General features: G+C 48.6%; 19 protein-coding genes. 6 read left to right on the plus strand and 13 right to left on the minus strand.

The features are described 5' to 3' along the window. Window positions 1-12 precede the first annotated feature (12 nt). The 5 genes from CHH60_RS07960 to CHH60_RS07980 form a co-directional block, all read right to left on the minus strand. Window positions 13-1542: a response regulator transcription factor gene (locus CHH60_RS07960; RefSeq protein ID WP_095358730.1), complete on the minus strand. Its 1530-nt coding sequence runs from the start codon at window positions 1540-1542 to the stop codon at window positions 13-15. Window positions 1543-1893: 351 nt separating this feature from the next. Beyond that, the gene (locus CHH60_RS07965; protein WP_255247864.1) at window positions 1894-2784 is read right to left on the minus strand and encodes an SMP-30/gluconolactonase/LRE family protein; all 891 of its coding nucleotides are present in this window, start codon (window positions 2782-2784) and stop codon (window positions 1894-1896) included. 14 nt (window positions 2785-2798) lie between these two features. Further along, on the minus strand, window positions 2799-3461 hold the full coding sequence (locus CHH60_RS07970; RefSeq protein WP_095358732.1) for an SGNH/GDSL hydrolase family protein: 663 nt from the start codon (window positions 3459-3461) through the stop codon (window positions 2799-2801). A gap of 48 nt (window positions 3462-3509) precedes the next feature. Further along, the gene (locus CHH60_RS07975; protein WP_176476007.1) at window positions 3510-4301 is read right to left on the minus strand and encodes an alpha/beta hydrolase; all 792 of its coding nucleotides are present in this window, start codon (window positions 4299-4301) and stop codon (window positions 3510-3512) included. A gap of 196 nt (window positions 4302-4497) precedes the next feature. Further along, on the minus strand, window positions 4498-5334 hold the full coding sequence (locus CHH60_RS07980; protein WP_095358733.1) for an AraC family transcriptional regulator: 837 nt from the start codon (window positions 5332-5334) through the stop codon (window positions 4498-4500). Window positions 5335-5484: 150 nt separating this feature from the next. Between CHH60_RS07980 and CHH60_RS07985 the strand changes: the two genes are divergently transcribed. The 3 genes from CHH60_RS07985 (at window position 5485) to CHH60_RS07995 (ending at window position 9629) form a co-directional block, all read left to right on the plus strand. Further along, a complete protein-coding gene (locus CHH60_RS07985) occupies window positions 5485-7512 on the plus strand; it encodes a beta-galactosidase (protein WP_095358734.1) in 2028 nt (675 codons plus the stop codon). Window positions 7513-7959: 447 nt separating this feature from the next. Then, complete coding sequence (locus CHH60_RS07990; RefSeq protein ID WP_095358735.1) at window positions 7960-8931, plus strand: helix-turn-helix transcriptional regulator; 972 nt, start codon at window positions 7960-7962, stop codon at window positions 8929-8931. Between the two features lie 17 nt (window positions 8932-8948). Next, the gene (locus tag CHH60_RS07995; protein WP_095358736.1) at window positions 8949-9629 is read left to right on the plus strand and encodes an AlkZ-related protein; all 681 of its coding nucleotides are present in this window, start codon (window positions 8949-8951) and stop codon (window positions 9627-9629) included. Window positions 9630-9803: 174 nt separating this feature from the next. Here CHH60_RS07995 and CHH60_RS08000 read toward each other — a convergent pair whose 3' ends face one another. Beyond that, complete coding sequence (locus tag CHH60_RS08000) at window positions 9804-11318, minus strand: UxaA family hydrolase (RefSeq protein ID WP_095358737.1); 1515 nt, start codon at window positions 11316-11318, stop codon at window positions 9804-9806. Continuing rightward, window positions 11315-12832, minus strand: a complete 1518-nt coding sequence (locus CHH60_RS08005; RefSeq protein ID WP_095358738.1) for a tagaturonate reductase — start codon at window positions 12830-12832, stop codon at window positions 11315-11317. Before CHH60_RS08005 ends, CHH60_RS08000 begins: the two co-directional genes overlap by 4 nt. Before the next feature lie 192 nt (window positions 12833-13024). Here CHH60_RS08005 and CHH60_RS08010 point away from each other — a divergent pair, with 192 nt between their 5' ends. From CHH60_RS08010 to CHH60_RS08020, 3 genes are all read left to right on the plus strand, one after another. Further along, complete coding sequence (locus tag CHH60_RS08010) at window positions 13025-13894, plus strand: AraC family transcriptional regulator (RefSeq protein ID WP_095358739.1); 870 nt, start codon at window positions 13025-13027, stop codon at window positions 13892-13894. Between the two features lie 107 nt (window positions 13895-14001). Further along, window positions 14002-15975: an elongation factor G gene (locus CHH60_RS08015; protein WP_095358740.1), complete on the plus strand. Its 1974-nt coding sequence runs from the start codon at window positions 14002-14004 to the stop codon at window positions 15973-15975. 17 nt (window positions 15976-15992) lie between these two features. Beyond that, the gene (locus tag CHH60_RS08020) at window positions 15993-16670 is read left to right on the plus strand and encodes a tetratricopeptide repeat protein (protein ID WP_176476008.1); all 678 of its coding nucleotides are present in this window, start codon (window positions 15993-15995) and stop codon (window positions 16668-16670) included. Between the two features lie 136 nt (window positions 16671-16806). Here the strand turns inward: CHH60_RS08020 and CHH60_RS08025 are convergent, their stop codons facing one another. From CHH60_RS08025 to CHH60_RS08050, 6 genes are all read right to left on the minus strand, one after another. Then, the gene (locus CHH60_RS08025) at window positions 16807-17862 is read right to left on the minus strand and encodes a phosphotransferase (RefSeq protein WP_095358741.1); all 1056 of its coding nucleotides are present in this window, start codon (window positions 17860-17862) and stop codon (window positions 16807-16809) included. A 144-nt stretch (window positions 17863-18006) separates the two neighbouring features. Next, window positions 18007-18633 carry a GDSL-type esterase/lipase family protein gene (locus tag CHH60_RS08030; protein WP_095358742.1) on the minus strand — a complete coding sequence of 209 codons (627 nt, stop codon included), beginning with the start codon at window positions 18631-18633 and terminating at the stop codon, window positions 18007-18009. A gap of 184 nt (window positions 18634-18817) precedes the next feature. Next, complete coding sequence (locus tag CHH60_RS08035) at window positions 18818-21985, minus strand: MMPL family transporter (RefSeq protein ID WP_095358743.1); 3168 nt, start codon at window positions 21983-21985, stop codon at window positions 18818-18820. Further along, the gene (locus CHH60_RS08040) at window positions 21982-22440 is read right to left on the minus strand and encodes a MarR family winged helix-turn-helix transcriptional regulator (RefSeq protein WP_095358744.1); all 459 of its coding nucleotides are present in this window, start codon (window positions 22438-22440) and stop codon (window positions 21982-21984) included. Before CHH60_RS08040 ends, CHH60_RS08035 begins: the two co-directional genes overlap by 4 nt. Window positions 22441-22669: 229 nt before the next feature. Beyond that, the gene (locus tag CHH60_RS08045) at window positions 22670-23107 is read right to left on the minus strand and encodes a GNAT family N-acetyltransferase (protein WP_095358745.1); all 438 of its coding nucleotides are present in this window, start codon (window positions 23105-23107) and stop codon (window positions 22670-22672) included. A gap of 65 nt (window positions 23108-23172) precedes the next feature. Further along, window positions 23173-24159 (minus strand): N-acetylglucosamine kinase, encoded by a 987-nt coding sequence (locus tag CHH60_RS08050; RefSeq protein ID WP_095358746.1) that lies wholly within the window; start codon window positions 24157-24159, stop codon window positions 23173-23175. Window positions 24160-24261: the final 102 nt, after the last annotated feature.

Here is a 24261-nt window from a genome sequence, read left to right on the forward strand (position 1 = left end):
TTCCTTCTGACTTTATGCCCAGAATTTCCGACGATATCGGCTTGGTGACAGTCCGGTAAATTTTTTGAACACTTTGCAGAAATAGCTGTGATCCGAATAGCCTACCATGCTGCTGATTTCGGAAATGGTAACATCATCCGATCGCAATAGTTCTTCTGCCTTCTCAATGCGAATTTTGTTCAGATATTCGTTGAATCCTTCTTTTTTATGTGACGAAAAATAACTCGATAGATACGATGGATTAAAATGAAAATGCTTCGCGACTTCAGCGAGACCGAGCGGTTGATCGAAATGCTCATGCATATATTCAAGCAGCATCTTCATATTGGGGTCACTGCGTTTTCCTCCATCACCTGCCGTGCATTCCTGCACTTCAAGCATGAACTGATCAAGCACCTGCATGGCTTCATTCAGGCTTGAAGCTCCGTCCACGTTTTTGAAATAAGAATACTTGCTCTCTTCCAGAGCCGAAGATTGTACGTCCAAATCCGCAAGGGTAATCGTTACGTTGAAAATCAGATTGCCCAAAAAGGATTTGATTTCGAACACATCCGCAATGTAGTCACGTCCCAGGGTAAGGGCATGCTCTTTCAAATACTCCCTGGCTGACTCGGTACGATTCCGCTTTACGTGCTGCAAAAACATATTCACATTAAACTGGTAACCTGCCGTATGCAGTGGTGGAAGTTCGCTGAAGACAAGAATTGAACGGTCCTCATAATAAAAACGATATTCCATGAGTTTAATAAGTTGATTACGGTACACTTCACCCATCTGATCAAATGATGTAAAGCTGTCACTTAAGACCCAGCTGGGACCATTAATGCCTGCTCCATTTTCAATGGCCATCTCTTTGATCCGCCCGACCATCCACTCCTCTTTGGCAGGGTCTACATTCAAAAGGAATATAGGCATTTCACTCTCCACCGGTACCATGGCACATTCCACATCGGCAAGGTAATTTAGCAGCTTGCTTTCGGTATCCTTCTGACTCAAGTGCGAATGCTTCCCGGAAACAAGGAGGCGAAAACAATGATGTGGAAACGTGTCCCTGACCATAGCCATATCTTTTTCATCTTCCAATGCAAAACCGGATATCATCTTCTCCATAAACTGTCCCAGCTTCCACCCTTCATTTGAAGGCTCATACTGCAGTTCAGGAATTTTCCCGGCCGTTCGCTGAAGTACCTGCAGCAGCTCGTCGGTGTCCAGCTTTGGTTTCAAAATGTAATCTGCAGCTCCGTGCTGAAGTGTCGAACGCACATATTCGAATTCACTGAAGCTGCTGAGCACAATGACTTCAATCTGCGGCTGGCTCGCTTTAAGCGTTCGTACAAACGCTTCACCGTCCATTAGTGGCATCACAATGTCGGTTATGACGATGTCAGGCTTCAGCAAACGCACCTGTTCCAGGCCTTCTTCGCCATTGGACGCTTCCCCAACAATCTGGAATCCTTCCGATTCCCAATTCATATGATGCTTGATCCCCTGGCGTACCAGAAACTCATCGTCAACAATCAGCACCTTACACAACCGGTTCATGATCGCGACCCCCTTGTCTAATCTTTCCTCTATGTCTCTACAGGTTATACCTTTTTTATATCGGATATAACGGGTCCCCAGTGTTAGCGGTTACAACAATTTTAAAGTTTGGTTCTCTCTTTATATCCCAAAATCGTTGTTAAATCAATGGAAATTGAAAGCCAGACGTATTCCTGAAAGAAAATCCACTCATTCATTTTACACTATTTTTCGACAAAAAAAGAAGCCATGGTTCACCTAAAGACAATGGGTGTTCCAGGACTTCTTATCATATCTTACGATCTACTTAAAGTTCAATGATTACTTGAACAAACCAAAACTCTTCATGTACATTGAAATTCCTGCTGTGATTTAGTCAGCCTGATGCACTCTGCCATACGCATGGGTCTTCTGCCCTCTAACACCGGGCCTAACCACAAAGACAGAACCGGCATCAGGCGTTTCCACCAAACGTTCCTCACTGATGCCTATTCGAGCGGTTGTGATATAGAGATCCTCCAAGTCAGGTCCGCCGAAACAACAGGAGGTTACCTGGTCTGCAGGCACTTCAATCTGCTCCAGTAATTCTCCGTTGTGCGGGTTCCACCGTGTCACTCTTGCGCCGCCCCAATGAGCAACCCACAACATGCCCTCGCTATCCACCGTCATTCCGTCAGGGAAACCAAAGTCCTCCGGTACCGAAATAACACTTGTCCGATTCGTGATTTCACCTGCTGCGAGATCAAAATCAAATCGGTCAATGGAACGTGTAGGGGTATCGATATAGTACATCGTTTGCTCATCCGGACTCCAGCCAAGTCCATTGGAGGTAGACACATCTCGAACCATGGTTCGAACCGGTTTGCCTTCCTCGAGACAATACAGTGAGCCTGCTTTACTTTCATCATGCAAACTCATTGTACCCGCCCAGAACCGACCAAGGGAATCACATTTCCCATCATTGAATCGATTGGTGGCTTTGTCGCTCTCGGGATCCTCGATTGCCTTCAATTCTCCCGTGCTCAGATGGTAGGTATGGAACCCGCTTCGGAGTGCCACAACAACTTCATCGCCGCGATAGGGAACAACAGCACCCACATGTTCACCTACGTCGTAAGCCTGATCCTGCCCTGTTTGAGGATCATAGACATGCACCTTGTAACTTTCGATATCCACCCATAACAAACGATTGTTTTCTGCATCCCAGCTTGGACCTTCCCCCAGCCGTGCCGGGGTATGTACTGCAATGTTAAGCTTGCTCAAGCAATCACATCCTTTTATGATTTGGCGCCGCCTGACCATTCAAAACCGATGGCATCCAAAAATGCTTTGGACAAAATCATATGGCCTGTTGCATCTGGATGAACACGGTCATAAGTCAGAACTGACGTATAGAAATGATCCCAGAACGGAACAAAGGCTGCCTGTGTATCCACCAAAATGGCATCAAACTCATTCGCTACCCTACGCACAGCTTCGCCATAGATATCCATTGTCGCGCGCATAGGATCTTCTGGATTGGCCTCCAGGTAATATGGGGTCATCAAGACAAGTCCTTTTAGATTGGGGCGAACAGAAGCCACAAGTTCTCTCAAAGTGGATTCATACTCTTTCAAAAACACATGCGAATCTGCCGAAAGTGGACGGTCGAACTGACGCCATACATCGTTAATGCCAATCATGATCGTCAACCAATCGGGCTTCAGATCAATAACATCACGGTCCCAGCGCTGCTTCAAATCGCGAATGGTATTCCCACTATTACCCACATTCTGAATACGCAGCATCAACTCCGGATAAATGGAACGCAAAAGTGCGTATACCTGTGCAACGTAACCATGTCCAAGTCCTGAACTGCCTTCACCTACAGGATGTTCACGACCACAGTCCGTGATGGAATCGCCAATAAAGAGCAGCTTGTCATTCTTTTGAAATTTCATAGTCGTATCTCCTTCGCCCTATAGCGCATTAAAATGAGGGGTAAACGGTTACCATCCTTGATTTTTGAGCCAAGTCAGCAACAGATCCGACCACGCCCGAACGGCATGATCATCTTCAGCAAGGCCCAGACCATGCGATCCTTTTTCGAATACATGCAGATCATAAGGAATACCTTGAGCACCCAATGCAAGTGCATAACGCAGGCTATTTTCAACAGGCACCGCCTGATCATCGCTCGTATGCCAGATAAATGCTTCAGGTGCGTCAGCTTTAACCTGCTGCTCTGCGCTAAATGCTCTAATCTGTTCAGGCGAGGCATTCGGGCCCAGCAGATTTTCGCGCGAACCAGCATGTCCGTATGATTCCATCGTTATAACCGGATAACAGAGAATAACCCGATCCGGGCGTGAGCTTTCACGCTCAATCGGATCTTCGTGATTCGGCTGTCCCTTATCATACAGGGTACCCAGTGTAGCTGTAAGATGACCGCCTGCAGAAAAGCCGAGTACAGCGATTTTGGAAGGATTGATACCAAATTCATGGGCATGGGCGCGTACATATCGGATGGCACGCTGACCATCGGATAGTGGTGCCGGATGCTGATGCGGGGCTACGCGGTATTTCAGCACAAATGCACTAATACCAGCACGGTTGAGCAATTCGGCAATTGGGGCTCCTTCGTGATCTGCGAGAAACCCGTAACCGCCGCCGGGACATACAATGACAGCGCTCTCGGAACCAGGCTGAATAAAAGGTATGAGATGTGGCATTTCTTCTTCATGCCCTTTAGCCGCATGAGGTGCTGCGTGATCCCATAATGGAATGGTTGTTGTTGTCAACTTCTATCATCCTCTCTTAGTAGAACGGATACGATCATCCGCTTTCGTTTTCCAATTGAAGGAATCGATATCATCATACGGCAACTGCCCCCATGCATCAATACCTTCCTGGCATCACTTTAGTTCATAGGCACATCGCGGGCGGAAAAACACGGTTAGATACCGTAATCTAAGAGCAGTACTCCTCCCTACTTCGCTATAAATATAACGTTCGAAACTGCTCAGGTGTTACACCTTCAATTCGCCGGAATGTCGCTACAAAATGGCTCGCATCGCGAAAACCGACGCGCGCAGCCGTTTCCTTCACAGTCAATTTGCTGTTCCCTGTCATCCATTCCTTGGATTTGCGAATCCGCAGAAGAATAAAATAGCTGTAGGCCGTCATGCCGAATGATTGTTTAAACAACGTATTCAAATGTCTTGGTGTAATTCCTGGCACGGCAGCCATCTGTTCAAGCCCGATATCGGGATCCGCATAATGCTGGTCCATGAATGCAATGAGCGGTGCTAGCCGTTCCACGGCATGCGAGATGGATGACCGGCTGCCAGTCATGCCGTGTTTTTTGAGCAGGATCAAAAAGCGGTACATATCGGCGGAAGCTTCCAGTCCGGACAAGTCCTGGTCACTGTCGATGGAACCCAGCACCTCCCTGCCGTAGTTCTCCAGCGGGCTTCCTGCTTCCCATTGATGAAGTGCCGCCTCCCCAAGTCCAAGTGCCTCGGTAATGGCCGGACACTGGGATCCGCCAAACGTAATATAGAGCGTCTCCCATTCCCCTAATGAAGGTACATATTCATGCGGCTCATTCGGAGGCAGGAGAATTCCGGAGCCTTCACCAAGGACTACAGTTGAACCAGCAAAATGGAACTCCCCTGCTCCCTTCACCGTCTGAAGCCAGTGATAACAAGGATAGCCTGCAGGTCGGAGGACGTTCTCCTGATTGCCGTTATAACCGATGCTTTCGATATACAGCGGGAGCGGCTCTTCGCGCGGAGTCATGAAATATCTTCGATGTGTTGGTGAGATTAACATGGTGTTCTCCTCTCGATGTGTAAGCGTTCAGCCAATGCACAGCTGCTTCTCTCATTTCCATATTCTTATATGAATCATTACTTTTCTTATATTTTAAAAGCTATTTGAATCATATAATATACAATTATTCTTATACAAGAGGTGAATATATTGATTAGCAGCAAATTACCCAAAATGTTCTATGGCGGTGACTACAACCCTGAACAATGGGATCACGAGACCCATCTTGAAGACCTGCGCATGTTTAAACTGGCAGGGATTGATATTGCCACAATTAACGTTTTCTCCTGGGCTCTGATTCAGCCTGATGAGGTAACCTATAGATTTGAAGAATTGGATCAATTAATTAACAGTCTCTATGAAAACGGTGTCTACGTTTGTCTGGCTACCAGCACGGCTGCTCATCCTGCGTGGATGGCCAAAAAATATCCGGATGTACTGCGTGTGGATGCTGATGGACGCAAACGCAAATTCGGCGGACGCCATAATTCCTGTCCAAACAGCCCAACCTATCGCAAATATTCGGAGAAAATTGCCGATAAACTGGCGGAACGCTACAAAGATCATCCTGCTGTCCTGGTATGGCACATCTCCAACGAATATGGCGGAGACTGCTATTGCGACAACTGCGAGAAAGCCTTCCGTGTGTATCTGAAAGAGCGTTACAAGACTCTCGATCAGCTCAATCAAGCATGGAACACCAACTTCTGGGGCCACACCTTCTATGACTGGGACGAAATCGTTCTGCCAAGCAATCTGAGTGAGCACTGGGGTAACAACAACTCAACGTTCCAAGGTATTTCCCTTGATTACTCCCGCTTCAACTCCGACAGCATGCTTGATTGTTACCGTTTGGAATATGATGCGATTAAGAAGCATGTCCCTGATTCGGTCGTAACAACTAACCTGATGGGATTCTTCAAACAGCTTGATTATTTCAAATGGGCCAAATATATGGATATCATCTCTTGGGACAGCTATCCGGGCCTTGCCACACCATTCAGCTTCACCGCCATGGCACATGATCTGATGCGCGGGCTGAAAGATGGTCAGCCATTCATGCTTATGGAACAGACACCAAGCCAGCAAAACTGGCAGCCGTATAACTCGCTGAAGCGTCCTGGGGTTATGCGACTGTGGAGCTATCAGACGATCGCACATGGCGCAGACACCGTTATGTTCTTCCAGCTTCGCCGCTCCATCGGTGCATGCGAGAAGTATCATGGCGCGGTCATCGAGCACGTTGGACACGAGAATACACGTGTATTCCGAGAAGTCGCCCAGCTTGGCAAGGAGCTGCAATTGCTCGGTGACAAAACACTGGATGCTACGGTGGAATCCAAAGTGGCGATTGTGTTTGACTGGGATAACTGGTGGGCCATTGAGAAATCCAGCGGTCCTACCGTTGCCCTGAATTATGTGGATCAGATTCACAAATATTACGCTGCCTTTTTCCGCCGCAATATCCAAGTGGATATTGTCAGCGTGGATACCGATCTTAGCAAGTATGATATCGTTCTTGCTCCGGTACTTTATATGGTCAAACCCGGATTTGCAGCCAAACTGGAGAAGTTTGTTGAAGCCGGCGGTACGTTCCTGACCACATTCTTCAGCGGCATTGTCAATGAGAGTGACCTCGTCACTACAGGTGGTTACCCAGGTGAACTTCGTAAGCTGCTTGGGATCTGGGTCGAAGAGATTGACGCTCTGCTTCCTGAACAGAAGAACAGCATCGTGCTGAAAGACACGTATGGTGATCTTCAAGGCAAATATGAATGCGGCATGCTGTGTGACCTGCTGCACAGTGAAGGTGCTGAAGTGATCGCCGAGTATGGAGATGATTTCTATCAAGGCATGCCTGTCGTAACCCGCAACACGTTCGGTCAGGGTGAAGCATGGTATGTGGCTTCCGATCCGGAAGAACGCTTCCTGGATGGCCTGCTGGGACAGCTTGCGGCAGCCAAAAACATCCACCCTTTGCTCGAAACACCAGATGGTGTGGAAGTAAGCGCACGTACAAAAGACGGCAAGCAGTACCTCTTCGTCATGAACCACAATGCGACCACTCAGTCGTATGAACTTGGAAATGGCAAGGCACAGGACCTCTTAACGGATCGCGAACTTTCGGGTAGTGTGGAGATTGAGGGCCGCGGTGTTCAGCTGCTTGAGATGAAGTGAGTTCGAGATGCAGTGATCCTATCCGTGTTGAAAAAGACAAAAAACAGAACGATTGGTAACCATTCGATACAACTTGTTACGAATTAATCTTAACACTCATGCTTTTTCTTAAAAATTACGTAATTCTCAATCAATTAAGCTAGATGTGATCTTCTTTTCATCATACTAGCTGCTACTAACCGTATCCGTATAACCGGATACGGTTTTTTGGCAACATTTGTGGATTTTTGGTGAGAAGGAAATATTACTCCATAGGGCGAATTTGGACGAGACACATATTATAAGGGCCCCTGCCGGAAAAGCGCTCCCTCATTCACCATTACTCAGCAAAATTAAAGGCATACATATGATTGGTGACACCCAAGATGTCACTAATCGGCTGTTACAATGGCTTTAGCACTCCGGCAACCTTTCCGGCGGCCTAACTCTCGAAACGGAGTGGCTGACATGAACAAAATAAATCGGCTTGCTGCCATCGTCATGGCATTACAGCACGGACTCGAAACAGCACATTCACTGGCAGACAAGTTTGAAGTGTCCCGTCGTACCATTTTGCGAGATATCCAGTCCCTCTCCGAGATGAACGTGCCGATTATTGCTATTTCCGGCCCTGGCGGCGGCTTTCGGCTTATGGAGGGTTATGTGCTGCCTCCACTGCAGCTGGATCCGGTGGAAGCAGCAACTCTCATATTCGCTCTTGAGGGAATTAGCCAATATGCAGATACACCTTTTCAAGAGAAACGCTGGACGGTTATGGATAAAATCAAAGGCATTATTCCGGATGACGTCATGGCTCGAATTGATCCCATGCTCAAACAGCTGAATCACTGTATCCCGGAGCGCAACTATATTCTTCATCATCTGGAACCGCTCCTTGCATGCATTCCTGAACACGGTTGGTTGCGTATCCTGTATCGTTCGGCTGCACGCCAGCGCTGGATCCAGATCCGTCCGATTCGCATTTATGCTTCTGCAGGATTCTGGTACTGTGATGCATATTCAGAGGAACATGGGGAACAGCGTGTGTTTCGAGTGGACCGGATTCTGGAAGCTGAGTCTATTGACTCCTCCAAAACCGAACAGTTAACGATAGATGCCGAGCGCGAATTGAGCCAGCCTCGCCCTTTGGAAAAACCTGCCGTTCGTATCAGAGCACGTTTAAATTACAGTGCCATGGTCGAGGCAGAACAAGACAGGCACATTGGTGAGAAATTGACAGAGATTGCCCCAGATCTCTGGGAACTTTCTTTCCTCTGTCCAGCAGACCAATGGGATTGGGCTGTTCGTTTCTTTTATCGTCTGGGCCGTGAAGCCGAAGTCATTGAACCCGAGGAACTCCGCAGCGAGATCAGGCAGCATGCCCAGGACGTGTACCGATTGTATGTGAGTGCTAACCCTAATTCCTGTACAACTACATAAAAGGAGATGCCTTAACCATGATTACCGAGCCGATTGTAACCTATGAGGAAGCTGTCCAGCGTATACACACTGCGGGATTGCTTCCACTCGCACCGTTATTTCCGGACTTTCCTTCGCTGTCTTCGTTAACGCCATCGGAAAATTGGCATACCGATTCTCCTCTCGATCCATGGCTGTGGCGTTCACGCCTGGCTGAAGAAGGCGCTGCTGCATACGGCAAATTTGTCAAAAAGAAAGCCATCCTCATCTCCCGTGAATGTTTCCCTTGGGTGCACAGGTTGCTATCTGACAGCAGAACCATCCAGGAGCAATATGATGCCGGCCTGCTCTCACGTGACGCATTCAAGCTCTATGAGCGAATCGAGGATCAGGAAGGCATTGATGGACGGGCATTACGTGCACAGGCTGGATTTGGCGCCAAAGAAGATAAGAAGGCATTCGATCAAGGGCTATTGGATCTTCAGAGCCGTACAGCCATTGTCATTAGCGGGACCAAGGAAAAGGAAGGTCTCGCAGACGGCAAGGTGGCCTGGAACAGTTCTTCTTATGAGACGGCAGGTCACTGGATGAGCCGTCAGGGTATCGAACCTTTTAACGGCAGCATCACAGAAGCACGTGACCTTTTACTGGACAAACTCGTTGAACACACGTCTGAGGCTGGACTGGTAAAAATCAAAAAGGCGTTTGGCATCGTTTAAACCGACATCTTGCACTTAAGATACACTTCGACAATAGAAACAGGCCGTTTAAAATTTCGATTATTCATAACTGGACACAACGAAAACCCCGGAGGCCAAATCACCATTGGCTACCGGGATTTTTAATAAGTTAATTTAGATATGCTATACCGAGGAAATCAAGGAATGTATAACTTATAGGATTACACCATCTTTGAATATGGCAATTTCCCTAAACCCATGCTGCTCACTGAGTGTCTGAGTACGTCCTGAGGCAATGTCAATCAACTGGCTGAAGAGCTGAACTTTCACGTCATCCATAGTACGTCCTTCGAGCAGTTGACCTGCGTTGAAGTCGATCCAGTGTTTTTTTCGATTCGCCAGATCCGATTGCGTTGCAATCTTGACCGTAGGTACCGGACCTCCGAATGGGGTCCCCCTTCCTGTAGTAAACAGTACAATGTGAGCACCCGCAGCTGACAATGCCGTGACCGACACCAAGTCATTACCAGGCGCTTCTACAATGTTCAAGCCGGTTTGGGTTACACGTTTTCCATAACGAAGCACATCAACGACGGAAGAACGACCGCCTTTTTGAGTACAACCCAATGATTTCTCTTCAAGTGTCGTTATGCCACCAGCTTTGTTACCTGGGGAAGGATTCTCATATATGTTCTGACCATGGTTTACAAAGTACTGCTTGAATCCGTTAATCAAATCCACCAAATCACCGAAAACCTGTTCATTTGCAGCCCGATTCATTAGAATGGTTTCTGCCCCGAACATCTCTGGCACTTCGGTCAGAATGGCCGTCCCTCCTGCAGCTACCAGCATATCGGCAACGGAGCCCACTAGCGGATTGGCAGTGATGCCGGATAAACCATCTGAACCGCCACACTTCAATCCGATTTTGAGCTTGCTAAGCGGAAGCGGCTGGCGCTGTTCCAGCTCGGCAATCTCCACCAGCTCTTCCATCAAGCGCAAACCCTCTTCAAGTTCATCATCTGCTTCCTGTGCCTTGAGAAAACGGACCTTCCCCTGATACTCTGGTGCGATGCATTCGCGGAACTGGTCGACCTGATTATTTTCACAGCCCAATCCGATAACCAATACACCGCCTGCGTTCGGATGTTCGACGAGGGAAGCCAGCAACTGCTGGGTATACTTCAGATCATCGCCAAGCTGCGAGCAGCCGAATGGATGAGGGAAATGGTACACGCCGTCCACCCTGCTGCCGAACTGTGATTGCCCCATACGTGCCAGTGCCTCGCATACCTTATTGATGCATCCTACCGTATTAACGATCCATATTTCATTGCGTATGCCTGCCTCTCCATTAGGGCGCAAATAGCCTTCAAATGTCCGTAAATGTTCCGGGGGCATATCGGCTTGAACGGATGCACCAGGCTGATATTCATATTCCAGCAAGCCATGCAGCCCTGTTTTCAGATTATGGCTATGAATCCAGTTCCCTTGTTCAATCCGTTCCTTGGCAATACCGATGGAGAAACCATATTTCAGGACATCATCACCTGGTTCAATTCCATGTACAGCGATCTTATGCCCTTTGGGAACATCATCAAGCAGTGTAAATGTAACCCCGTCAGGGAGGTTGACCGTTTCTCCCTTTGTGTAATCACGAAGAGCTATGATCACATCATCCTGCGGCTGTATGGCAATCCAGTCATGCGTTGTACTTGTTATATTCATTCCGTCTCACCTTCCAGTAGAACGATCTCATCAAGAAGCGCTTCGCGCAGTCCTCTTCGCTCATTCAGATTCTCTCCCCAAATGGTTGAATCCGACAATACGGCAGCCAGCCTGTCGTTCAACTGCTGCGGGTCCCTACGGAGTGAATCATAGCTCTCCCAATGTGCAGTTAAGGCTGCAAGAACATCCGGGTCGTCCTTCAGCACAACAGATTCACCGTTGAAACGATGCCCATGGTATCCGTCTAACGTATTCACCGGGCGGTACAATAACAACAGTCCGGCAAATCCCCGAACCAGGCGTGTCGGCCAGCTGTTCTGAGTTTGTTCATAAGACAATAAGGTAGGCAGAACACGCACCTTGAATTTGCCAATGGTATTTAACGCAATATCTTGAAGCTTATGATTGATATAGGGATTCAGGAATCGTTCGAATACCTCTTCAGCGTACTGGTCAAGTTGATGATCCGGCATATCCAGCGCAGGCACAATTTCCTGATGCACGGCTTCCCTGATCCATGGTCCAAATTCGGGATCCTCCATCGTTTCCCTCACATACTGCTTGCCTTGAAGAATGCCAAGAGAGGACATCAAGGTATGTGCGCCATTCAAAATACGAACTTTTCGCACCTGATAAGGCTTCAGATCTTTGACCCAGTGAACATTGAGTCCAGCCTGCTTCAGCGGCAGTTTCTTGTCCAGTCCCTCATCAGCCTGGATGGCCCAGAAATGATAGGGCTCTGCCGTGTTAATCAGTTGATCCTCATAACCCCAGCGCCCTGCCAATGTGTCGGCTTCTTCCTCAGCTGGCGCACCCGTTACAATCCGGTCAACCAAATTGTTCAGGAACAGGTTATGGTCTCTAATCCAATCACGGAATGCATCCGAATAGCCAAAGTCCTCACTGTGACGCAATACGCAGCTGCGCAGTACATCACCATTCCCTTCGAGCAGTTCACATGGCAGATGAATCAATCCTCTCGAAGGATCACCCTCAAACCGTACATAACGCTGATGGAGAAACACGGTCAGCTTGCCTGGAAATGAAGAAACAGGCTCTCCTTCCACGTAATCCGACTGAATATATTTTAATCCCGACTCCGTCGTATTGGAGATAACAAACTCCAGTGAAGGAAGCTCGGCCAGTTCCAAAAAGGCCTGCCATTCTTCATAAGGATTCATGCACTGGGAAAAGATCGAAATCATCTCGGTGCGCTCCACGGCTTTACCTTGAGAAAGACCTCGGGTAATCATGGTATACAATCCATCCTGATCCCGGATCTGCTCCAGCTTCGCCTTGCCCCCTGGCCTTGGCTGGGTAACCACCACACTGCCATGGAATTTGCCTTGTCTAGCACTCTCATGAAGCATCCAGTCCACAAATCCCCGCAAAAAGTTACCTTCTCCAATCTGCAGAACCTTTACGGGACGATCCATAATTTCCTTGCACTTTCGCTGCCCGTCGTTTCCCAACAGATTCAGCTTCAGTCTTGGTCGTTTGGTGCTCGCCGACATGCACACTCACCTCATCATTTATTTGTGATCATCCGAATCCGATTTCATCTGTTATACTCATCAATTGAAAACGCTTTAAATTCATTGTATCATCAAAAAAAGGAAATTAAATTGCTTATATTGCGTTAAATATACTCTTTCATGACCAGGCGTGTTCCCCCGTGTATGAATTAGCTTTAGAAAGGAGTCCTTATGGCACGCTCGCCCGTTCGCACAACCATCCAGTCAGAATCAGGCATTCCCTTTCGACTGGTCTATGCAGATACGAAAGCTCCCCACAATGAACTGCCGGATCATCTGCATGATTGGCATGAAATCATTTACGTATATCGCGGTCAAGGGACCATTTTTATCGATACGGGTCTTGAAGACATGCAGACCGGGGATTTATTCATCATTCCTGGCAGTACAGTACACCGGGCTTTGCCGGACGAGATTAATCCTGTAACCTCTTCAGCTCTGTTTTTCAGTCCCGGATTACTGACTGCGGCTGCAGGAGGCAGTGCTTCAGCCCTGCTCTCCCTGTTCGAACGATGCCGCAGACGCAGGGTTTATAAAAGACACCTGACGCCGGAGGAACAAGCCAAAGTGACTGCGTTTATTGAAGAAATCCATGCCGAATTCCAGATGGAAAATCAGCTGAGCGCCCATGCAGCCCTGCTTCGGCTTCAATTGCTGCTCATATTTCTTGAGCGTCTCGAGGACGCCGGCCCTGCGCGCTCTGTTCATTCCAATTCCGGTCCGAGCTGGCTGTCAGCCACGCTGTCCAATATTGACGATAAATTGCGCAGCGGACTTTCCCTGTCCGAGCTCGCTCTGCAGGCTGCAGTTTCTCCTGCTCATTTCAGCAGAGCGTTCAAAAAGTATACTGGCATGACCCTAACCGACTACGCTCTAGCCCGCCGGGTGATCATGGCGAAGGAGCATCTGCTTCGGAGCGATGACACCATGGCATCTGTAGCGGATGCCTGCGGCTTTGAGAGCCTACCCCATTTTTATCGGCAATTCAAAAAAATTACAGGCACCACGCCTGCGGCTTACCGCAGAACGATGAATGGTTGATTTGCAAAAGTGTAACATATTCTTCCATACGGCCCTTGTGGTATGATAATACGGAATAACAATGTCAGAAACGATACGTTTCTTCGGTCAGAGGAGCTTTAGATCCCATGCATAACGAATTCAATCGCCGAAATATCGGTATCTTTGCTCACGTAGATGCAGGCAAAACAACCACAACAGAACATATGTTATATCATGGCGGCATTGTTCGCAGCCCCGGCCGGGTAGATGACGGTACGGCAGCTACGGACTCCCTGGACATTGAGAGAGAACGCGGAATTTCCGTACAGGCAGCCATGACCTCCCTTACATGGAACAATACCGTGATCGACCTCGTCGATACGCCGGGACATATCGATTTTAGCTCGGAAGTGGAACGTTCCCTGCGTGTAATGGACGGTGCCATTCTCATTTTGTCAGCTGTGGAAGGGATTCAGTCCCAGAGTGAGACCATCTGGCACGCTCTGAGATCCCTTCGCATCCCCACGATTATTTATATCAATAAAATGGACCGGATTGGCGCATCAGCAGCAGCCATTATGGAACAGATTCACTCCACGTTCTCACCATTCGCATGCCCGGTACAATCCTGCGTCATGGATGAGGATTCATTCATCGGAGTTCATTCCTTATGGCGTGATCAGGCGCATCAGCAAACGATTCCCGGACTCTTCGAGATGATTGCAGAGCTGGATGAAGCGATCATGGAATCCTACATTAATGAAGTCCCTCTGCCATCAGAGCAGATTGATTCAACATTCCGCAAGCTGGTGCATCAAGGCGAGATATTCCCGGTTTGTTTTGGTGCGTCGGGGAAAGGTATTGGGGTATCCGAACTGCTTGATTCGGTTACCTGGTTCCTCCCACCTCCTGCAATCACAGTAGATTCTGCGGTCTCGGGGGTTGTATTCAAAATTGAACGAAACAAAACAATGGGACGAACAGCTTACGTACGCATGTACGGAGGCAGCATTCACAACCGGGACACGATCTATAACACGACCAGGGGATTGGAAGAAAAAGTGACTCAAATCCGCCAGATGGATGGTCGCAAATGGTCAGATACCGGAGCAGTACACAGCGGGCAGATCGCCGCTCTTTACGGTCTGAGCGAGACGCATGTAGGTGACATTATAGGAAGTCCAGACGCCGTTCCTCCCATGCCCCATATGGCGGTCCCTTTGCTGACAGTACAGGTACACGGCCAGGATCCGGCACGCTACCCCGACCTTGTTGCTGCATTGCAAGAATTAACCGATGAAGACCCGCTGCTTGACCTGCAATGGCTTCCAGAAGATCGGGAATTGCACCTCAAAGTCATGGGAACCATTCAGCTTGAGATCCTGTCGAGCTTGTTAAGCAGTCGTTTTGGACTGGAAGTTGTTTTTGACCCGCCTTCTGTCATTTACAAAGAAACGTTAAACGCTCCAGGTGAAGGGTTCATCGCTTATACGATGCCTAAACCCTGCTGGGCCATTCTTCGCTTCCAAATGGAGCCGCTGCCTCGCGGAAGCGGTCTGATCTATGAATCCACCGTTCGAACAGACCAACTGCTGCTGCGGTATCAAAATGAAGTACAGCGCCGTATACCAGAGGCCCTGTCTCAAGGCATGTTCGGCTGGGAAGTCACCGATCTGAAAGTAACACTTGTCGAAGGAGAGCATCATGTCTGGCATACGCATCCGCTGGACTTTGTCGTTGCTACACCGATGGGAATCATGGATGGGCTGGCTCGTACAGGAACGAAACTGCTGGAGCCGCTTCTGCAATTCCGCTTGACGGTACCGGAAGAATACGGAGGCAAGGCTCTAAGCGATCTTGTGCATATGCGCGCAACGTTCGAAGCGCCTGTTATTGGCGGCGGGAGATGTATTGTGGAAGGGCAGATTCCGCTAGCCTCTTCCATGGATTATCCGGTGAAGCTCCGCTCTGAAACCGGGGGACGGGGTGTACTTGTCACCTCTTTTGCCGGATATCAGGATTGCCCTCCGGATGTGAAGCCGATGCGCAAGCGCAGGGGTGTGAATCCGCTGGATCAATCCAAATATATTTTGAGTGTTCGAAATGCGATAACATCATAAACGGAGTTGAACTTGTTGTGCTGATTAAATTTTTGATATTCGGCCTTCTATGGCGGATTGTTGGCAATCCGTTTTTGGCTGTTCTGATTCTTCTCATTATTCTGTATTTCCTGGATCGTCGCTATGTCGGGGTGTTCCCCAGTTTCATGAAACCGATCAAACGTATGCGTACGATCTCACGGCTGCGTCAGCAGATTGCGATGAGTCCCAATGAAGTCTCTTCCAAGCTTGACCTGGCCAGACTTCTGATCGAACGTAAACGTTATAACGAAGCTTATGAATTGCTTTTGGAGCTTGAACGTCCCTATGAGCAATCTGCCGAATACTGGGAGGCATTGGGAACGACAGAACTTCACCTTGGTCACATGGAAGCAGGTGAGCGGCATATCCTGCAGGCTCTCGACATCAATCCAAGAGTTAAGTATGGTCAGCCCTATCTAACCTTAGCCAATGCCTTTAAGGAGTCAGATCGAGACAAGGCATTGACATATGTACATCAATTTCAGGATATCCACTCATCCTCGAGTGAAGCCTATTATTTGCTGGGTTCCGTCTACCGTTCGCTGGAACGTACCGCAGATGCCAAGCATGCCTATGAGCAATCCCTGAACGTCTACCGCTCCCTGCCAAAATACAAGAAGCGTCAGGAACGCCGGTGGGCTGTCCGCAGTTGGTTCCGCAAGCGCGGATTGTAGGCAACCCGGTATGTCGACAAGTGTTCGGCATACGCTCAGGTAGAGTCAAATGCCATAACTAAAAGAACGCCGATCTGTTTCAAAACAGAAATCGGCGTTCTTTTGTTTTTGATGCCAAAGACTGGAAGACGCTCGTTCACATTAATAATTTGCGTAAACGCTCTTCATTGTGATTCATCCAGAGGATCCGCTCGCGTAGCTTAATGATCTGGTTAACGGCAACTTCAGGTTCATCCGTTCCTTCGAACATGCGGCTGATAAAATGCATAACCACATCGAGACTGCGCAGCAGAATAAGCTGCGGAATAGCCAGCAGTTCATCCGGCTCCAGAATCACCTGTTTCCGAAATCCTCGGATCAGTCCTTCAAGCGCTTCCCACATCCATTCATCACTCTTGTCCATAGTTAGCAGGTCCGACATGGGAACAGCCAGCTCCATGACCCGCAGATCCCATGTGGCAAATTCAAAATCCAGAATGGCACAGATTCGGCCATCGTCATCCGACAAGACGTTTGATGCGTTCACATCTCCGTGAACCAGTTGATGAGGCAGACGTTCCATCCCGTTTAGAGCCTCGAACAAAGCTGGAAGCACAGGAAGCAGATCCTGCATTTCTTCTGCGCACGCCTGGAGCTCGCTAGGTGGAGACATACATAGCTGTATTAATTTTTCCGGCGGACAGAGTGGATACGCCAGTTGAATTTGATAATAAGGCGGGTATACAGGTTCAAGTGATATTTCCAGTCTTGACATAGCACCAGACAGCAAACCCGCCGCATGTCCCAGTTCAACAAGCTGATCTGGCCTATTCCACACCGGATTCTTGCCCGTATTATACGTAAAGAGGGCTGCGATTTTGTACTGTTCATTCCTCGGATCGTAAATGGAATGGAACGTGTGCCCATCCCCCTTTATGGCTTTGACTGGAGCTGGTACCATAAGTCCGAAGTCCGATTCTCTCAGTGCCGATAACACATGGTGCTCAAAAGCAACTTTCACAAGATCCGTATGTGTTTCGTACACTCTGAGAACATAACGCTCACCATCCAGTTTAAGCATATACGTTGTGTTGTTCATCCCGCCGTATCCGCGTACCGCTTCCCAGCAGGATTGAGGCAGAATTGCGGATATCACTTCCTTTATCAGCTGCTGTTCCAGATCCTCATGAGGACGTAAATGAATGTTGTGCACCGATTAATACTCCTTCAACTGTAATATCTATATGGATCGACAAGATATAATCCCTTATTCTCCCCATCTTAACGTATGCCCATATGCGGGTCCAGTCCGAATCAGGTATACCCACAGCCATATCGTAATGTCCTAATGAGTTCTTCAGTTAAAAGGTCTATACCCCATACGATTCAGTTGGTCCGCAATAACACGATACCCTCTTGCATTGGGATGAACACGATCCCAGAATAACAATTCCCGTTCATGCCCTTCAAAACGGTCGTATACTTGAGCACAGGCGTAGTTCCCCGACCCTGCACCATTCAGAAAGGAATTATACTGACGAACCCAATACGCTGCCTCTGCGGCTTGAGGATACGGGTTGTACAATCCGATCGTTCGGACCAAATAGGCACTGTTACCTTTTAACTGACGAATATGTCTCATGATCTGTGAAACGTTACTGCGGGTATCTCCAAGCACCTGTGTCATTTTACTTGCGCTTGGCATAGCTCCGCTCGCCTTGAATGTGCGAATGAGATCATTTCCGCCAATGGATATTGTAATGATGTCTGCTTCGCGCAGAGACTGTCTTACCCTCGTGTTGGAGGATACCATTTGCATCAGTTCACCTGAAGTTAATCCGTTGACCCCCATATTATCCATCGAGACAAATGTGCGAACATTCATTTCTGCCATTCTGCGATACAAAGGAACAAAGCCGGTGCCCAGCAGCGCGCCTGTGCCTACCGTTAACGAGTCTCCAATGGCCGCATATCGATATACCATCACCGTCGCCCCTCTCTGCTAACTTATGACTGACTGCTATATCTATATGAAAGAACCGAAGACAAGGCGCGGGATGGTGTCCGTAGGCGCTTACCTTTATTTTTTACGACATGCACATATTTCCTCAAAATGAAAAGCCCCTACGAAAATATTCATATTTCGTAGGGGCATTATAAGATTTCAACTACATGCTCAACGTACGGTCCGAATCCGCCGCATCCTTCTGATCCTTATTAGGGAAAGGCCACCAGTTGGCCCGGCCGAACATCTTCACCATGACAGGCACGAAGAACGGCAGGAACAACAATGAATACAGAACCAAACCACTAAGAACAACGGTAGCAATCTGCATCATGGAGAGAACTCCGGATGGATACATGGCAGCAAAAGTTCCGCTCAGAATAACGGCTGCCGACAGAATGACCGTACCCATGTTTTTCATGGCATACAGCATCGCATCCTGAACTCTCATGCCTTTATTTTCATTGAATCGATCCATCAGGAAGATACTGTAATCCACACCAAGCGCAATCAGCATTACGAATCCGAAGAAAGGCGTAACCCAGCTGATGCCCGCAAAACCAAGGATATTCACGAATATCGCCTCGGTTAGAGCCATGGATGTGAAATAGGCCAGCAACAGGGACACGATCAAATATATCGGCATGATCACGGATCTCAGAAGCAGGACAAGAACGATAAATGTGCCTGCAAGCATGAGCATCACCGTGCGTGTGTAGTCGTTGTTGGAGATCTCCTGTAAATCGGCGAACGTGCTGGTTACCCCGCCGACAGCAATGTCTGCTTTTTCCAGCGCACTACCCTGTACAGCACGGTGAACCGCAGCTTCGATATCCGGTACGCGATCAATCGCTTCAATACCATACGGATTTTCAGCGAAAATAACATCTATCGTCATGGTCTTCCGATCCTGGGACAGATACGTATCGAATACCTGTGCGAAGTCTTTGTTGCTCAATGCTTCTTCAGGTACATACCAGCCGGCCAGATCGGAATCCGGTGAGTCCTGCAGCTGTGTCAAATAATCCTGTGCGGAGTCGAGACCTCCAGACACCTGCGCGATTCCATCCACACTCTGATTTAAACCATCCGTTAATTGGTTCAGCTGACCACTCAGGTCCGAGAAGCCTTGCCTCATTTTCTCCTGACCACCCTGAAGCTGGCTGAGTCCATCCTGGATGGAAGGAATCTCGCTGATCACTTTACCTTGACCATCCGCCGCCTGCTTGAGCCCAGCTTCAAGCTGTCCTATTCCGGTTACAATCTGACCCAGCCCACTAGCTAGAGCCTGTTGTCCAGATGCAGCGGAAGCGAAGCCTTCGTTAGCCTGGTTGATCCCTGCAGCAGCTTGACTCAGATTGCTTTGAATCTGTCCCAGTGCCTGGGCAAGCTGGGCTGTGCCTGTTCCCGTTTCACCAAGTGTACCTTTGACCCGCAGATAGTCTGCGTCCTGGAGCAGCTCAGGGTATCTTTCTTCAAGCGCTGCAAATGATTCATTCAGACTGGTCAGCGCAGTCGATATGCCTGTCAGCTGCTGCTGAATTTCGCCGGTACCCTCACCAAGCGCAGCGACGCCTGCACCAGCCTGCCGGTAAGCTTCAAGCAATTGATTACTCGCCTGAGCCAGCTGGTCAGCACTTGTTTTCGCCTGCTGCAGCCCTGCTTGCAAATCACCAGCACCGGCCGAGCCGTCACGAATTCCTTGCTCAATCTGCTGAAGGCCTTCGGACAACTGGCTAATTCCCGATTGCAGCTGGGATGTACCTTTGCTCAGTTCTCCCGCACCATTTGCAGCTTCTTTGAGCTGGGGTTCATTTTTGCTTAATTGACTGCTCGCCTCGCTCAGACCATCACGAATTTTATCCAGACCCGTCTTCCCTTCCCCGAGTCCGTCCGACAATGTTCCCACTTGTTGGGTCACTTCGAAATCCTTGATCTCGTCACCAGTCGGCCTTGTCATGCTGCGTACCCCGGAGATTCCTGGAACCTTCTCCACTTCACGACTGATTTTCTCGGCTACAGCCATATATTTGGCATTGTCCATGGCTTCGTCGTTCTGAATAACAATCTGACCCGGCAGGGATTCCCCTGGACCGAAGCTGTCGGAGATAATGTTGAACGCTTTTACCGAATCATACTTCTCACCAATCTCATCCAAGCTGTTAAACGACAGTTTACCATCGTAAGTAGCCAGAAGCGGCACACAGACAGCTGCAACGATAAGCAGCGCAGCCCATGGACGTTTTAGAGAGAAGCGGCCCGCTGCTCCATAGATCTTGCTCTCCGCATGTTCAAGTGAACCTTTGGAAGGCCAGAACAGCTTCTTGCCCAGCACCGCCATGAAGAACGGAACAATGGTAACCAGCGCGAGCATCATTACGGCAATGCCGACTGCGACTGCCACTGCGGAACGGTACAGCATAAACTGCGCAAAACCGATGGCGACAAAACCAACCAGCACGGCAAGCGCAGAGAAGAATACCGTTTTGCCTGCTGTCCGATAGGTTGCAATAATCGCTTCCCACGTCGTTTCATGATGGGCCAATTCTTCCTTGAATCGGCTGATGAGCAGGATACAGTAATCGGTACCAATCCCGAACATGACTGCAACCATGAAAATCTGCGTAAAGGTCGAGATCGGGAAATCCACCCCATCGACCAGGAATGCAACAATCTGCTGCGATACAATATAACTGATACCCACGGTAAGCAGAGGGACAAATGGAGCTACAAATGAACGGAATACAAGGAACAATATGAGCAAAATAAATACAACCGTAATGTACTCCGATTTCTTGAGTCCCTCCTGGGAACTCTCTACCGTATCTTCATCGATTAATCCTTTACCGGTTATGTAGTGTTCCACATTGACCGAGTCCAGCGTTTCATTCAGATCCTCACGCATTTCCTTGACGGTACGATCTCCCTGATCAATAGAAAGGGACGTCAGGATCGTCTTTCCATCAGCAGAGATCATTTTGTCTGACAGTTCTGGCTGGGAGAAGGGCTCCAAGATGGACAAAATGCCGAGTTCTTCTTTCTTCGACTCCAGCTGCTTTACAGCCTTTTCCGCCTCTTGTTTGCCCGTTGTACCCAAACCATCGGGGTTATAAAATACAAGTGCCAGCTGACTGCCCTGCTGTTCGCCTTTTTGTGCAGCAGCTTCATCGAGGATGGCAGCTGCCTGGGTGGATGAGTACCCTTCCGGGACCGAAAACTGTCCTTTTTCCCGAATCAGTTCACTCATGTTGGGGGCCGTGAACATCAATACGGCGGCTACAACAACCCATAACCCCATCAACCACCTTCTTGCTTTCAGAATCGTTCTCATTTGCTCTCCTGTCCTCCCTCATTCGTAAGCAAGGTCGCCAACTTCTCAAAGGATTCAATAAAATTCTGTACTTCTTCCGGCTTAAAGTGGACCAGGTACGGCTCAAGAAGCTGCTGTATTTCCCGTTCTGTCTCGCGATATACCTGACGGCCGGTATCTGTCAAAGTCAGATAGACCACTCTGCGATCCCGCTCATCTCCGGCCCGATGGACCAGATCACGATCAACCAGCTTGTTAACCAATGCCGTGATGCTGCTTTTCCCGACGCAGAGGAGCTCTGACAGATCGGATGGTGTGCAGGACGGTTTCTCCTCAATCAAACGAAGAGCACAGAACTGGTCTGTTGTCATGGTCTGCCCCACCTTTTCACGTATTCGCGTATCAAACTGTTTGGATACCAGGAAGGATGCATCCAGATAACGGTTCACCAAACTTTTGGCATCCGGTGTATTCATGTTTATTCTCCTTTCTGACCTTTTTGTCCATATAGTTCACTTACCGAACTATTCTTCAATGAAACTATTCTATATTGAAACTATAATGCAAAGCAATACTTTATTCCTGTTATTTTGTGTTTTCACGACAAAAAAACAGGGCGTAAGGCTTAGCTCCCGGCCAAGTCACACGCCCTGTTTCTTGTTTTGTTACATTACGAAGGTCACCATGATTAAGGTGATTCATCATCTATTCTTCGATTGCATCCTCGTCTTTTTCCAGTACACAACGGAATCGTTCGACACCTGGATATAACTCACCCAGGCTGTATACGACAAAGCCAGTATTACGATAAAATTCCACAGCTTCCTGGTCCGTTTCCGCGATGAGCTTGTCCGGATTATACTTCTCCAGCAGCTGTGCAATCATGCCACGGCCATAGTTTTTGAAACGGTTCTCCGGTAATACCGCAATATGTTGGATGGTAATCTCGCTGGTCCCCGTTTTCTCATACCCAACCAAGCCGACTAACTGTCCCTCATCCTCATATCCATCCAGCAGAAGCTCGTCCTTATTCACATATTGTTGCAGCGCATGACCAACTTGCTCCGGGTCCGGAAAAACCGAGTAGGACAGCAATTCCTGCACTTCCGGCTCCTGTATGCGTGATTTTAGATTAATCAACACTCTTATATTCCCCCTATGACTTGCTTAATTCCGTTATCGTATTGTAGTCGTTAGCCTGTCAAAGTTCAAGTCCCATACCCTTGCAACTGAATCTGAAGCGCTGCGGGAGTACTCTGATTCACCTGAATACCAGCCAATTGAAAAGCATCCAATATTGCGCCGCCAACGGCTGGTAATTCGCTGGATATGTAATCGAACTCTTTTCCTGTAGATGGATTGTTTTGACCTAACCCTTTCTGAACAGCAGCCTTCATATAAGATGAGGTCAGGCAGCTTCCAGTCAGTGTATAAGAGACCTGTTTAGATTGAAAACAGCTTGCCAAGATAAGAATACCCACAACAGCTGTATCTGCTGCCGAGTCACATACCCTCATCGCAAGTGGAATTTGCTGAGTGGCAGCTTCCGTTACCAAGGGTGCCATTTGGCTGAATTTGCGGTTCATCGCCTGTTTATCATCAGCAAACCCTGCCGCTCCAAGCGCTGCGAGCTCCGGCACTGAACGCACATCCCAATATGCAAGAATCTGCTCGATTAAGGAATGATCCTCTGGCTCATATCGGCCTGCCAGAACGGAATGCACGGTATCGTATGACAGAAAACGCGCTGCCGTCGGAGCATAGTGCCCAAATTGGTCGTTTCGGAGCCAGATTTCCTGCTCCGTCCTGCCAAGGATCAAAGACCCGGTGCCCCCAATTGCTACGATTCCAGGCCTACCATTAAAGGCAGCTGTATGAGCAATATGTGTATCGTTTACCGCACTTCTCCTCCCAAGGATGCCCGTTTTGGCAAGAACACCCTCGGCCCAGGCGAATTCTTCTTCCCGGTCCAGACCTGCCATACCGGCTTGAATCGCAGCCACCTGTTCTCCCTTAATGCCAGCCTGCTCCAGCGCTTCTGCTATGCCACCGAGCACATGCTGCTCAGCATTGGAATCGTGATAACGATTACAACCTCCCTTTTCCACATAGGACAACAGCTGTCCATATCCATCGGCTACGGCCACTCTTGTATGACTTCCCCCACCATCTATGCCTATCACATATGTATTCATCTGTATCCCCCATACTCTGATAATAGACTGTATTAACGACGTTTCCTTATGTCATAGAAAACAGAACTGCCGGGCTGCATAACTTCATACTTCCCGGCAGGT

It is taken from the genome of Paenibacillus sp. 7523-1 (assembly GCF_002276415.1).
GTDB lineage: Bacteria > Bacillota > Bacilli > Paenibacillales > Paenibacillaceae > Paenibacillus > Paenibacillus illinoisensis_A.

Bases quoted from the DNA above. Each gene is read 5' to 3' on its own strand.
- CHH60_RS07960 (WP_095358730.1), bottom strand. From the start codon at position 1,542: ATGAACCGGTTGTGTAAGGTGCTGATTGTTGACGATGAGTTTCTGGTA.
- CHH60_RS07970 (WP_095358732.1), bottom strand. From the start codon at position 3,461: ATGAAATTTCAAAAGAATGACAAGCTGCTCTTTATTGGCGATTCCATC.
- CHH60_RS07980 (WP_095358733.1), bottom strand. From the start codon at position 5,334: ATGTTAATCTCACCAACACATCGAAGATATTTCATGACTCCGCGCGAA.
- CHH60_RS07990 (WP_095358735.1), top strand. From the start codon at position 7,960: ATGAACAAAATAAATCGGCTTGCTGCCATCGTCATGGCATTACAGCAC.
- CHH60_RS07995 (WP_095358736.1), top strand. From the start codon at position 8,949: ATGATTACCGAGCCGATTGTAACCTATGAGGAAGCTGTCCAGCGTATA.
- CHH60_RS08000 (WP_095358737.1), bottom strand. From the start codon at position 11,318: ATGAATATAACAAGTACAACGCATGACTGGATTGCCATACAGCCGCAG.
- CHH60_RS08005 (WP_095358738.1), bottom strand. From the start codon at position 12,832: ATGTCGGCGAGCACCAAACGACCAAGACTGAAGCTGAATCTGTTGGGA.
- CHH60_RS08010 (WP_095358739.1), top strand. From the start codon at position 13,025: ATGGCACGCTCGCCCGTTCGCACAACCATCCAGTCAGAATCAGGCATT.
- CHH60_RS08015 (WP_095358740.1), top strand. From the start codon at position 14,002: ATGCATAACGAATTCAATCGCCGAAATATCGGTATCTTTGCTCACGTA.
- CHH60_RS08030 (WP_095358742.1), bottom strand. From the start codon at position 18,633: ATGGTATATCGATATGCGGCCATTGGAGACTCGTTAACGGTAGGCACA.
- CHH60_RS08035 (WP_095358743.1), bottom strand. From the start codon at position 21,985: ATGAGAACGATTCTGAAAGCAAGAAGGTGGTTGATGGGGTTATGGGTT.
- CHH60_RS08040 (WP_095358744.1), bottom strand. From the start codon at position 22,440: ATGAATACACCGGATGCCAAAAGTTTGGTGAACCGTTATCTGGATGCA.
- CHH60_RS08050 (WP_095358746.1), bottom strand. From the start codon at position 24,159: ATGAATACATATGTGATAGGCATAGATGGTGGGGGAAGTCATACAAGA.